General features: G+C 63.1%; 12 protein-coding genes. 5 read left to right on the top strand and 7 right to left on the bottom strand.

Annotation, left to right across the window (positions count from 1 at the left end):
• Nucleotides 1–7 precede the first annotated feature (7 nt).
• The 3 genes from VJR68_RS09965 to VJR68_RS09975 form a co-directional block, all read right to left on the bottom strand.
• Nucleotides 8–853, bottom strand: coding sequence for an MIP/aquaporin family protein (locus VJR68_RS09965; RefSeq protein ID WP_324147523.1), 846 nt, complete (start codon nt 851–853; stop codon nt 8–10).
• Nucleotides 854–1,075: 222 nt separating this feature from the next.
• Nucleotides 1,076–2,584, bottom strand: a complete 1,509-nt coding sequence (gene glpD / locus VJR68_RS09970) for a glycerol-3-phosphate dehydrogenase (RefSeq protein ID WP_324147524.1) — start codon at nt 2,582–2,584, stop codon at nt 1,076–1,078.
• 146 nt (nt 2,585–2,730) lie between these two features.
• Nucleotides 2,731–3,504 carry a DeoR/GlpR family DNA-binding transcription regulator gene (locus VJR68_RS09975; RefSeq protein WP_324147525.1) on the bottom strand — a complete coding sequence of 258 codons (774 nt, stop codon included), beginning with the start codon at nt 3,502–3,504 and terminating at the stop codon, nt 2,731–2,733.
• A gap of 181 nt (nt 3,505–3,685) precedes the next feature.
• Here VJR68_RS09975 and VJR68_RS09980 point away from each other — a divergent pair, with 181 nt between their 5' ends.
• Nucleotides 3,686–4,690: a polyprenyl synthetase family protein gene (locus tag VJR68_RS09980; protein WP_324147526.1), complete on the top strand. Its 1,005-nt coding sequence runs from the start codon at nt 3,686–3,688 to the stop codon at nt 4,688–4,690.
• 87 nt (nt 4,691–4,777) lie between these two features.
• Here the strand turns inward: VJR68_RS09980 and VJR68_RS09985 are convergent, their stop codons facing one another.
• From VJR68_RS09985 to ubiH, 3 genes are all read right to left on the bottom strand, one after another.
• Nucleotides 4,778–5,572, bottom strand: coding sequence for a dienelactone hydrolase family protein (locus VJR68_RS09985; protein ID WP_324147527.1), 795 nt, complete (start codon nt 5,570–5,572; stop codon nt 4,778–4,780).
• A gap of 77 nt (nt 5,573–5,649) precedes the next feature.
• Nucleotides 5,650–6,852, bottom strand: a complete 1,203-nt coding sequence (locus VJR68_RS09990) for a UbiH/UbiF/VisC/COQ6 family ubiquinone biosynthesis hydroxylase (protein WP_324147528.1) — start codon at nt 6,850–6,852, stop codon at nt 5,650–5,652.
• Nucleotides 6,849–8,075, bottom strand: coding sequence for a 2-octaprenyl-6-methoxyphenyl hydroxylase (ubiH, locus tag VJR68_RS09995; RefSeq protein ID WP_324147529.1), 1,227 nt, complete (start codon nt 8,073–8,075; stop codon nt 6,849–6,851). Before ubiH ends, VJR68_RS09990 begins: the two co-directional genes overlap by 4 nt.
• Nucleotides 8,076–8,176: 101 nt before the next feature.
• Between ubiH and VJR68_RS10000 the strand changes: the two genes are divergently transcribed.
• From VJR68_RS10000 to VJR68_RS10010, 3 genes are read left to right on the top strand one after another with little or no spacing between them, the layout of a single operon-like run.
• Complete coding sequence (locus VJR68_RS10000; RefSeq protein ID WP_324147530.1) at nt 8,177–8,776, top strand: hypothetical protein; 600 nt, start codon at nt 8,177–8,179, stop codon at nt 8,774–8,776.
• A 2-nt stretch (nt 8,777–8,778) separates the two neighbouring features.
• Nucleotides 8,779–9,345, top strand: coding sequence for a cob(I)yrinic acid a,c-diamide adenosyltransferase (locus tag VJR68_RS10005; protein ID WP_324147531.1), 567 nt, complete (start codon nt 8,779–8,781; stop codon nt 9,343–9,345).
• An 8-nt stretch (nt 9,346–9,353) separates the two neighbouring features.
• The gene (locus tag VJR68_RS10010) at nt 9,354–10,274 is read left to right on the top strand and encodes a histone deacetylase family protein (protein ID WP_324147532.1); all 921 of its coding nucleotides are present in this window, start codon (nt 9,354–9,356) and stop codon (nt 10,272–10,274) included.
• A 65-nt stretch (nt 10,275–10,339) separates the two neighbouring features.
• Here the strand turns inward: VJR68_RS10010 and msrB are convergent, their stop codons facing one another.
• Nucleotides 10,340–10,756: a peptide-methionine (R)-S-oxide reductase MsrB gene (msrB, locus tag VJR68_RS10015; RefSeq protein WP_324147533.1), complete on the bottom strand. Its 417-nt coding sequence runs from the start codon at nt 10,754–10,756 to the stop codon at nt 10,340–10,342.
• Nucleotides 10,757–10,838: 82 nt separating this feature from the next.
• Here msrB and VJR68_RS10020 point away from each other — a divergent pair.
• Nucleotides 10,839–12,265 (top strand): LPS-assembly protein LptD (locus VJR68_RS10020; protein WP_324147534.1); only part of this gene is annotated, 1,427 nt, incomplete at its 3' end.

The following is a 12,265-nucleotide window of genomic DNA, read 5'->3' on the forward strand; positions in this document are numbered from 1 at the left end:
CTCCTGTTCAACGAGTGGTGTCGGCCACAACGCGGTCCGCGCCGCTGGCCGCTTGCGGTGGCTGCAATGCACGCAGACGCGCCGGCAGGAACGGATAGACCAGCCACTGGTAGGCAGCGCCGCCGATCACGCCGCCGATCAGCGGACCGACGATGGGAATCCACCAATAGTTGTCCGGCGACGGCAACGCGGAAGCACCCCAACCGGCGAAATAGGCGAACAGGCGCGGGCCGAAGTCGCGCGCCGGGTTGATGGCCCAGGCTTCCAGATAGCCCATCGACGCGCCGATCGTGGCAACCAGCAAGCCGATCATCAACGCACCGGAATTGGCGCCCGGTGCCAGCTCGTTGTATTGCTCGGTGATGGCGAAGATGCCGAACAGCAGAAACGCAGTGAGGATGACCTGGTCAAGCAGCGCATGCATCGGCGTGACGGCCAGGCCAGGATGCGTAAAGAACACGCCGGCCGCACCGCCGGCCGCGCGCGTAAGTTGATGCGTCTGGAGGTAGTGATCGATCACCGGCGAAAACAGCACGTATACGATGGCTGCGCCGAGAAACGCGCCTACCACTTGCGCGATGCTGTAGGGAATCACTTTTTTCCATGGAAAGCCGCGGAATACCGCGAGCGCCAGCGTGACGGCGGGATTGGCATGCGTGCCGGAGACCGCGCCGGTGACGTAGATCGCGAGCGTCACCGCCAAACCCCAGGCGATGCATACGCCCCAATAGGCGTTCGCATAGGGGCTCGGGTCGTAGAGCACGTACATGCAGGCAACCGAATCGCCGAGGCCGATGATGATGAAGGTGGCGATCGCTTCGGAAATCAGTTCGCCGATGCTTTGGCGGGTCATGGGGTTGTCTCCGACATGCGCGTAATGATTGACAAGCAATTGATGCGATTGGACATGTATTCCTCCCTTGAAAATCTCACTTTGCCGGTCGTCATTCCCGCGAAAGCGGGAATCCACTTTCGCCGTTTACATCGAAGCAAATGGATTCCCGCTTTCGCGGGAATGACGGCAAGAAAAATTGAGGCTTCATGACAAAAGTGCGTAATCCAGCTCTGAAAAAACTCAAGCAAACGAAGCACGACGCGGCGGCGCGTCGGCGAGATAAGCCGTCAAACGCGCCACCTGTTCCGAACTGAGACGCAAGCCAAGCTTGCTACGCCGCCACAACACATCGCTGACATCGATGGCCCACTCCCATGCACGCAGGTAATCCACTTCGGCCTGATAAAGATCGGCGCCAAAGTGCTCGCCCAAATCCGACAACGAACGCGCCTGCCCGAGAATGCGCGCGGTGCGCGTGCCGTAGCTGTGCACCAGGCGCCATGCCATGGGCGCCGGCAGCCACGGATGCGCGGCTTGCAATTCACCCAGCAAGACATTCACGTCGCGGCGCTCGCCGCCGGGCAGCGAATGCCCTTGCGAGGTCCATGCTTCCGATGCATGTGGAAACAAGGGCGCCAGGCGGTCCATCGCTTCCTCCGCCAATTTGCGATAGGTGGTCAGCTTGCCGCCGAAGACGTTGAGCAAGGGCGCGGCACGCTGGTCCAGTTCGAGCAGGTAATCGCGGGTGACTTCCGATGCGTTACCGGATTCATCGTCCAGCAGCGGACGCACGCCACTGTAACTCCACACTACGTCGGCCGGCGTAATGCTGCGCTTGAAGTAACGATTCGCCGCGTCGCAGAGATAGCGTGTTTCATCGTCGCTGATCTGCGGCGCAGAAGGATCGTCGCGGTAATCCAGGTCGGTGGTGCCGATCAAGGTGAAGTCGGTTTCGTAAGGAATGGCAAACACGATACGGCGATCGGGTTGCTGGAAGATGTACGCGTAAGGATGCTCGAACAGGCGCGGCACCACGATGTGGCTGCCCTTGACCAGGCGCAAGGCGTGATCGTGTCCCACCTTGGCCACGTCATCGAGAAACTGCACCGCCCACGGTCCGGTAGCGTTGACCAGCGCTTTGGCGCGGATGGTGGAAAGCTCGCCCCGCCAAGATTGCAGCTGCGCGGTCCAGCCGTGCGAATCGCGTTGGGCGCTTACGCAGCGCGTCCGGGTAAAAATGGTCGCGCCGCGCTCCATCGCATCCATCGCATTGAGTACGACCAGCCGCGCGTCCTGCACCCAGGCATCGGAATAGACGAAGCCGATATGGAATTCATCGCGCAGCGGCACGCCCGACTTGTGGCGCTTCAAGGACACGCGCCGCGATTTCGGCAGCGTGCGCCGGCCACGGCCAAGGTGGTCGTAGAGCAGCAACCCCAGCCGGATCATCCACGCCGGGCGCAGATGCGATTGATGCGGCAGTACGAAGCGCAACGGCCAGATGATGTGCGGCGCGGCGCGCAGCAGTACTTCGCGCTCAGCCAGGGCCTTGCCGACCAGGGCGAACTCGTATTGCTCCAGATAGCGCAGGCCACCGTGGATCAGCTTGGTGCTGGCGCTGGAGGTGTGCGCGGCCAGGTCGTCGCGCTCGCACAGGCATACCGAGAGCCCGCGGCCGGCCGCATCCCGCGCGATGCCGACGCCGTTGATGCCGCCGCCTACCACCAGTAGATCGAACTGCTCGGTCATGAGGTGTCCCATGGACTACTTTCGAAACCAGAAATGTTCGTTTTCGATCAATTGAACATAAAATGGCGCTTATACGTTCAATTTCGCTCGGCAATTGAGCGTATTCGAACATTTCCGAAGATTGCACGCTGCAATGCAGCGACGGATCAGGCATGGGCGACGTGCACCTGCGTGCCAGCCTCAGCCAGCACCGCCGCCAGCTCCGCTGGCGGTGCGCTGTCGGTAAACCAGGCATGGGCCAGGGAAATCGGCCCCAGGCGAACGAGGGCATTACGCCCTACCTTGCTGTGGTCGGCCGCCAGGAACACCTGCCGGGAGTGCTCGATGATGGCCTGCGCCACGCGCACTTCGTTGAGATCGAAATCGAGCAAGGTGCCGTCGAGATCAATGCCGGAAATGCCGATCACCCCGAAATCCACCTTGAACTGGCGGATGAGCTCGATGGCCGGCTGGCCCGTCACGCCATGGTCGCGCCCGCGCACCACGCCACCGGCCACGATCACTTCGAAGCTGGGGTTTTCGCTGAGCATGATCGCCACGTTGAGGTTGTTGGTGATCACGCGCAGGCCGTGGTGGTTCATCAGCGCGCGCGCCACGTCTTCGTTGGTGGTGCCCAGGTTGATGAACAGCGAGGCGTCGTCGGGAATGTGCCGGGCCAGCACGGTGGCGATGCGGGTCTTTTCCTCATGCAGCAGGTTTTGGCGCTTGGCATAGGCAAGGTTCTCGACGCTGGACGGCAGGCTTACGCCGCCGTGATAGCGGCGCAAAAAACCCGCATCGCACAATGCGGCCAGATCGCGGCGAATGGTCTGCTGGGTGACGTCGAAGTGCCCAGCCAAGTCCTCTACGGTGGCAAAGCCCTCCTCGCGCACGCGCGCCATGAGCTGCTCCTGCCTACGGTTGAGTGCCAGATCGCCCATCTATCGCTTCCGTTGACGCCATGGCTGCCATGGTAGCGTGAGCACGCAGTGGCTTGACGGTGCCGAAAAACCTCAAGCGCCCCCTATCCCTTGGGCAAAACCCCGGAGAACTTTCGGGCCGGGTCACACGTAGCGAGGCCTCCGCCTCTATAATCGAAGTTCTATGTCCAGCCCCAGCCGCATGAACACCTCCGTTCTCCAGACCATCGACCCCGCTCGTGATTTTGCCGGGGTGCGCGCCCTCGCCGAAGGTGACATGCAGCGCATCGATGCCCTGGTCCGCCAACGGCTGGCCTCCGACGTGGTGCTGATCAACCAGATCGCCGACCACATCATCGCCGGCGGCGGCAAGCGCCTGCGCCCCATGCTGCATGCCCTGGCCGCCCGTGCGGCGGGCTACAACGGCGACAAGCACGTGAAGTTGGCGGCGGTGATCGAGTTCATCCACACCTCCACCCTGCTGCATGACGACGTCGTGGACGAATCGGATCTGCGCCGCGGCCGCAAGACGGCCAATGCCCTGTGGGGCAACGCGGCCAGCGTGCTGGTGGGGGATTTTCTGTATTCGCGTTCGTTCCAGCTGATGGTGGAACTGGACGACATGCGCATCATGCGCATCCTCGCCGACACCACCAACACCATCGCCGAGGGCGAGGTGTTGCAACTGCTCAACATCGGCAACGCTGACGTGGACGAAGCGGCTTACCTGGCGGTGATCGAGCGCAAGACGGCGGTGCTGTTTGCTGCCGCCACCCAGCTTGGCGGTCTGCTCGGCGGCTTGCCGGACGCGCAGGTCGTCGCCCTGCGTCGCTATGGCATGCAGCTTGGCTACGCCTTCCAGATCGCTGACGACCTGCTCGACTACATCAGCGATGCACGCACGCTGGGCAAGAACATCGGCGATGACCTGGCAGAGGGCAAGCCGACGTTGCCGTTGATCTATGCATTGCAACGCGTCAGCCCGGAACAAGCCAAAGAGATGCGCCATGCGATTGAACATGGCGGTCTGGGATCGCTGGATCACATCGTCACGGCCATTCGCGAATCGGGTGCGCTGGAACGTACGCGCGAATGTGCATTGCGGCATGCGCGTGCGGCGCGTGAAGCGTTGGCTTCGTTGCCGTCGTCATCCTACCGGGATGCGCTGACGACGCTGGCGGATTACTCGGTGCAGCGGACGTTCTAGCAGGTTGGGGTGCGAACCCCAACATGGCGCGATGACAGGCATGGCGATGTTGGGGTTCGCACCCCAACCTACGCGCAGATCAAGACTTCAAGGCGTGCCGCTGAACGCCGCATGCAACCAATCGTGCATCAGGCGATAGCTGCGCGCCGCCGCCCGCGGGTCGTACTTGCAACCCGGCGAGTTCTCTTCGGTTTCCGTAAAGCAGTGCACGGCATGGCCCAGCACCACGAATTGCCAATCGGCGGTACTGCCGCGCATTTCATCCATGAACTTGTCGGCGTCGGGCATGGTGCCTTTGTCGTCGGAGCCGTTCATCACCAGCACGCGCGCCTTGATGTTCTTGGCGAGTGCGGGATCGTCCGTGGCAAGACCGCCATGGAACGAGACGACCGCGGCAATGTCGGCACCGCTGCGTGCAAGATCCAGCACTGCCGTACCGCCGAAGCAGAAACCGATGGCCGCCAGTTTGCTGCTATCGATCGGGGCATCTGCTGCCTGCGCCTTCAACTGCGCAAGCGCTTCGTCGATGCGTTTGCGCATCAACGCACGGTCTGTATACAGCGGCGTGGTGGCGGCCTTGGCTTGATCGGCATGGCCGGGTTGCGGGCGGGTGTTCTCGCCGTACATGTCGGTGAGCAGGATCACGTAATCCTTGCCGGCAATCATTTCCGCTTTCTTGATGGCCGTGTCGTTGATGCCGTACCAATTCGGCACCATCACCAGCCCGGGACGCTTGGCGTGGCTGGCATCGTCATACACCAGCACGCTCTTGAAATGCGTGCCATCCAGGGTCCACTCCACCGGACGCTGCACCATCTTGGCCTGCGCGGCGAAGCTCAGGCTGGCGAGTAACGCGAGACAGACTGCGGGAGCGAAACGCATACGTGTTTCCTTATGGAGGGAGAGTTCGTATTCCCATGGCCGTCATGCCCGCGAAAGCAGGCATGACGGCCACGTGCTTACAGCCCTGCTGCATGTGACGCCAACCGCCGCTTCAACGGCAGCAGGCGATCGACCAGACGGACACCCAATCCGCGCGCCGCGACCCACGGCGCGCTCTGCCAAGCGTAAATACGCGCAAGCGCATCGAAGCCATAGGCATCGAGCGTATCGGCACTGCGACGGCGGCGCGCATAACTGCGCAACGTCTGCGACGAAGCAAAATCACGTCCCGCATCGCGAGCAGCAGCCAGCACATCGCGCAGTTCAGCCACATCGCGCAGCCCCAAATTCACGCCCTGCCCGGCAAGCGGATGCACGACATGCGCCGCATCGCCCAGCAACACGAAACGCTCCGACTGATAGGCATCGGCAAGCTGCAGTTTGAGCGGAAAGGCTGCGCGCTTCGTAGTGGCCGTGATGCGTCCGAGGCGAAAATCGCTGGCGACGCCCAGTTCCTTCATGAAGGCTTCGTCATCCAACGACAGCACGCGCCGCGCTTCATGTTCCGGCAGCGACCAGACGATGGAGCTGCGTCCATCGGCGAGCGGCAGCAAGGCAAGCGGACCGGTAGGCAGAAAGCGCTGCCAGCAGGCCTGCCCATGCGGGCGCTCCGTGGCGACGTGCGCGACGACCGCACGCTGGGTGTAATCACGGCCGTGCGTTTTGATGCCTGCGCGTTCGCGCAACGGCGAGTTGCCGCCATCGGCAGCGACCAGCAATCGCACCGTCACGCTTTCGCCATCGGCCAGTTCCAGCACCACGCGATCGGAACGTGTTTCGAAATCCTTGACGGTGGCCGGGCACAAACGCTGTACGCCAGCGGCATCCAGCGCCTGCCAAAGCTTCCACTGCACCAGGTTGTTTTCGACGATGTATCCGAGCTGATCGCGCCCTTCGTCGGCGGCATCGAAATCGATGGCGGCGCCGTTTTCTGCATCCCATACGTGCATATGCGCGTAAGCACAGGCGCGCGCATCGCGAATGGACGTCCAGACGTCCAGTTCATCGAGCAGCTTGATCGAGGAAGGCGCCAGGCCGACGACGCGCAGATCCACGTCGTTCTGCGGTTGCCACGGGGCCGGCTCACGGGCTTCCAGCACAGCCGTGCTGAAGCCGGCGCGGCTCAGCGCGAGCGCTGCCGCAACGCCGACCATGCCGCCACCGACCACGGCGATATCCAAGGCCGGGGCGCGTCGCTGTGTGGCGGGAATCGTTCTCACGGCACGCGCTCCAGTACTGCGCGCGGCGGCTGGCCGCGAAAACCCATACCGCGACGGGCCAGCAACTTCTGCAACGGCGGCACGCGGTCATAGGCCAGCAAGGCGAGTGAGCGGAACGGGGCCAACCATGGCTCGGGCATGCAGGCGAAGCGCACCAGGTCGTGACTCATCGCCATGGTGCCAGTGCGATCCGGTGCGCGGCGCGCCGCGTAGCGTTCCAGCAGTTCCGGTGCACCGGGGTCGGCGGCATCGGCAACCAGCTCGGCCAGCGTGAGCGCATCGCGCAAGCCCAAATTGAAACCCTGCGCGCCGATCGGGTGAACGGTCTGCGCCGCATTGCCTACCAGCACGGCGCGCGGCGCAATCAGGTTGCGCGCGGCGACGCGCTTGATGGCATAGGGATGACGCTTGCCGGGACGGCTCAGTCGTCCCAAATGCCAACCGAAGCGGCGCTGTGCCAGGGTGATGAAATCTGCGTCGTTCATGGCCGTTACCTCGGCGGCCACGTCCGAATTCACGGTAAGCACCAGGCCGCAGCGGCGCTCCGCCAACGGCAGCATGGCGATCGGGCCTTCGTCGGAAAAACGTTCCCACGCGCGATTGGCATGATCACGTTCCGGCGTGACCGTGCAGACGAACAAGGTCTGCTGGTAATCGTGCACATCCGCTTCGATACCGAGCTGCGCGCGCACAAACGATTCCGTACCGTCCGCGCCGACCAGCAACGCGGCGTCGATATGCTGGATGCCATCGGATGTCTTGATCTCCGTACGCCACCCATCGGCAAATTTGGTAAGACCGGTCAGGCTGGCCGGCGCCAGACGTACCAATCGCTGGCAGGCATCCAGCCGGCGCAGCAGCGAGGTGCCGAGTTCGCGCGCAGGCAAGGTCCAGCCGAGCGCATCGACGCCATGCCTGGCGGCATCCAACCGTGCGCTGCCGAATTCGCCCGCTCGGCTGACGTGGATGTGACGAATCGGCGTAGCCTGCGCCGCGGCGAGCGGCCATACGCCGATGGCATCCAGCCCGTTCACCGTAGCGCGTGCGAGCGCGAGGTTGCGTTCGTCGTAGCTGGGTTGTGCGTCCACGCGAGGTGCGGCGGCTTCGACCAGGGTGACGCGGCACCCGGCTGCATCCAGGGCGATAGCGAGGCTGGCGCCAACCAAGCCGCCGCCGACTACCAGGACGTTGCCTTCGGGGGTAAAGGGAGGGGAGATAGTCATTGGCGGATGATACGCGGTGCATGCCTGCCTAAGCATTGGGCTAAACTCCACCGTCTTCGCACCATCCTCTATAAGCCGTCTGCGTTCCTAGGGAGTTCTTCATGGCTACGACACCCACCCAGCGTCTTGGCATCCTCGCTGCGCTCGCCCTGGTCATGGCGGCGACTCGCGTGCATTTGTCGCTGTTTCACCACGATGTTTGGGACGCGTCGTGGGGCGTGTTCTTCCTGGCCGGCTTCTGGCTGCGCGGCACCGGCCGCTGGGCATTCCCGCTGCTGATGGCCGAGGCGGTATTGGTCGATTACCTGGTCATTACGCGCATGGGTATCAGCTTCTGGGATCACTACTGCGTGTCGGCCGGCTACTGGTTCCTGATCGCCGCCTACGGCTCGTTGTGGATCGGCGGCAGCTGGCTGGCCAAGCATCAGCGCGGCATCGCGCTTTCCACCCTTGGCATGGCGGTGGCTGCGTTGCTGGTCAGCGAGAACGCCTGCTATGTCATTTCCAACGGCAGCTTCTATTGGCTGAGCGCCCATGTGCCGGCGCCGAAGACTTTTGCGGCGTGGTTCGAGAACCTGGGCGACTGGTATGTGCCGTTCCTGCAGACCACGGCGGTGTACGTGGCGCTCGGCGCCGTGCTGCATGTGCTTGCGGTGCAGCTTTCGCGTCTATCGCAACACAGCGGCCAGGCGCAGCACTGAGCGTGGGCAATCGGCTTTCGAAAATCTACACGCGCACCGGTGACGACGGCAGCACCGGCCTGGGCGATGGTTCGCGCGTACCGAAGGATTCCGCACGCGTCAATGCATACGGCACCGTGGACGAACTCAACAGCACCATCGGCATGGTGCTGGCGTGCGAAGGCATCGACGCCGACGTGCGTGAAACGCTGACCCAGGTGCAGCACGAGCTGTTCGATCTCGGCGGCGAGTTGTGCATTCCGGGCATGGCGATGATCGAAGACACTGATATCGATCGCCTGGAGCAGGTGCTGGATCGCTTCAACGATCCGCTGCCGCCGCTGAAGGATTTCATCCTGCCAGGCGGCGGCATGGCGGCGTCCTGTTGCCACCTGGCGCGCACCGTGTGCCGTCGCGCCGAGCGCGAAGTGATCGCACTGGCGCGTGTGGAAACCGTGCGTCCGCAGGCACAGCGCTATCTCAACCGGCTGTCCGATCTGCTGTTCGTGCTATGCCGCGTCCTGGCCCGCGGCAGCGGCCATGGCGAGGTGCTCTGGCAGCACGAGCGGCGCCGCAAACCGGCTGGCTGAGTTTCCGCATGCTGCAGCTCTACACCCATGCCATTTGCCTGCAGCACGATCCCGGTCCGGGCCATCCGGAATCTCCGGCCCGCCTGCGCGCAGTGCTGGAGGCGCTGGATCAGGATCGCTTCGCCACGCTGGACCGTATCGAAGCGCCGCGCGCCACGCGTGAACAGCTGTTGCGCGTGCATTCCCCGGCGCATGTGGACCGCATCCTGGCCATCACGCCTGACGCGGATACGGTCCGCCTGGACGAAGACACGCTGATGTCGCCGGCCTCGGCCGAGGCGGGGCTGCGTGCAGCCGGCGCGCTGGTGGCCGCCGTGGACGCAGTGATGACGGGAACCACCACCCACGCGTTCTGCGCGGTGCGGCCACCGGGCCATCACGCCACCCCGGATACCGCGATGGGCTTCTGCCTGTTCAACAACGTCGCCGTCGGCGCGGCGCATGCGCTGGCTGCGCATGGCCTGAAGCGGGTGGCGATCGCCGATTTCGATGTGCATCACGGCAACGGCACCCAGGATATTTTCCAGCGCGAGCCGCGGGTGCTGTTCATTTCCTCGCATCAGCAGCCGCTGTATCCGGGCACTGGCAACCCGGATGAGCAAGGCATCGGCAATATCGTCAATGCGCCGTTGTCGTCCGGCGAGGGTTCCTACGAATTCCGCGCGCTGTGGAACGATGCACTGCTACCCAGGCTGCATGCCTTCAAGCCGCAACTGGTGCTGATATCGGCCGGCTTCGATGCGCATCAACGCGATCCGCTGGCCAATCTGCACCTGCAGACCGAGGACTACGCCTGGATCACCCAACAATTGGTGGACTTGGCGCGCGCACATGCCGGCGGCCGGCTGGTGTCGACGCTGGAAGGCGGGTATGACCTGCAGGCGCTGGCAGCCAGCGTCAGTGCGCACGTCAGCACACTGATGGATTAGGGTTACGTGGGCGGGGATGAAATCCCAGCATCAGGAAGCTAAGCAAGCTGGGATTTCATCCCAGTCTACGGGGACAGCGAGTGTGCGTCGGGCTCGAAACCCAATGCCACCGAATTGATGCAATAGCGCATGCCCGTCGGCCTGGGGCCATCCGGAAAGACGTGCCCCAGATGAGAATCACACACCGCGCAACGCACTTCCGTGCGATGCATGCCATGGCTTTCGTCCGCCACCAGGTTGACCGCGGCGCGCTTGATCGGCTGGAAGAAGCTCGGCCAGCCGGACCCGGAATCGTATTTGGCTTCGGAGGCGAACAGGGGCGCGTGGCATGCCACGCAGGTATAGGTTCCGGCCTCCTTGTGCTTGCACCACTTGCCACTGAAAGGCGGCTCGGTGGCTGAGCAACGGCATACCGCGTATTGCTCCGGATTCAGGCTTTTGCGCCATTGCTCGTCGGTCTTGTAAGGCGTGTGCTGATTCATACCGCTCCTCGTCGAAGACGCGTGCCGTCCACAGGGCCTTTCTGTTAGCTTAACGCCCCTTCGTCGCCGATTGATCGCCTCCGTGAAGCCCAAGAGCCTGTCGCCCTCGCGTTCTCTGCCTCCACGCCGCCTGCTAGCAATCGCTGCTGCCGCTGCCCTGTTCAGCAGCCAGGGCGCCCATGCTTCTTCGCAAACCAAACACCCCAAGGCCACGCTCACCGGCGAGGAAGTGGTCTGCCCCCTCGGCGCCTTCATCTGCCCGCCCCGTCCGGACAACTTCGCCATTTGCCGTCCCAACGGCATGCTGGAGTTCTACGACCCGTTCCTGAGCAAGGATTCGGCACTGCGCGCCAACGCCAAGACAAATGTGTGGGCCGATCACGTAGAGAGCCCCGACCAGGTCATCTACCACCTGAGCGGCCATGTAAAGACGGTTCGCGCCGACCAGGAACTGCACGCCGATTTCGCCGACTACAACAGCGACACCTCCGATTACGACGCGCGCGGCAAGGTGAACTACCAGGAGGCAACCCACCTGGTATCGGCCGACCACATTACCGGCAACACCAATGAAAGCACGGGCCTGGCCACCGGCAACGTGCGCTACCAGATGCTGGATTCGCACGGCAATGGCACCGCTGTGCGCGGGGAAATGCTGGATGCGGATCGCAACCGCTACACGATGGCCACCTATTCCACCTGCGATATCGGCCGCCACATCTGGGAAATCCGCGCCAAGCAGATCGACACCAATGACGTCACCGCTCGCGGTGTGGCGAAAAGCGCCACCATGAGCATGTACGGCGTGCCGATTTTCTACTTTCCGTGGATGACGTTCCCGCTCAACAACGATCGCCAGAGCGGCTTCCTGTATCCCTATTTCGAACACACCAGCAGGACCGGCTACCAGTTCCGCATCCCGTACTACTTCAACCTGGCGCCCAATTACGACGCCACGCTGACACCGCGCTACTACAGCCTGCGCGGCGCGATGCTGTCCGGCGAAGTGCGCTACATGTTTCCGAAGACCAGCGGGCAGTTCGAGATCGAGTTCCTGCCGCATGACAACTACAACGACCAGAAGCTCACCTCTACATCGATCGATACGCAGGGCCAGCAGCGCTACCTGTACCGCTTCGTCAACAACACCAACCTCTGGCCAGGATGGTCGCTCAGCACCAACATCATGCGGGCGTCCGACCAGAACTATCTGCGCGACTTCGGCAATGACCTGTTCACCACATCCACCGCGCTGCTGTATTCCAGCATCTATCTGAATGGCGGCGGCAACTGGTGGAATGCCTCGGTCGGCGGTGACGTGTGGCAGAACGTCGACCCTTCCGAGCCGAACAGCGTGGAACCCTACAAGCGCCTGCCGCGCGCCACGTTCAACATGGATATCCCGTTCGCGCGCTGGTACGACTTCGGCCTGAACAGCGAAGCGGTGAAGTTCCACAAGTTCAATCAGGTGGAAGGTTCGCGCATCGACCTGTATCCCTACGTCGATGC

It is taken from the genome of Dyella sp. (assembly GCF_035277725.1).
Classification (GTDB): Bacteria; Pseudomonadota; Gammaproteobacteria; order Xanthomonadales; family Rhodanobacteraceae; genus Dyella_B.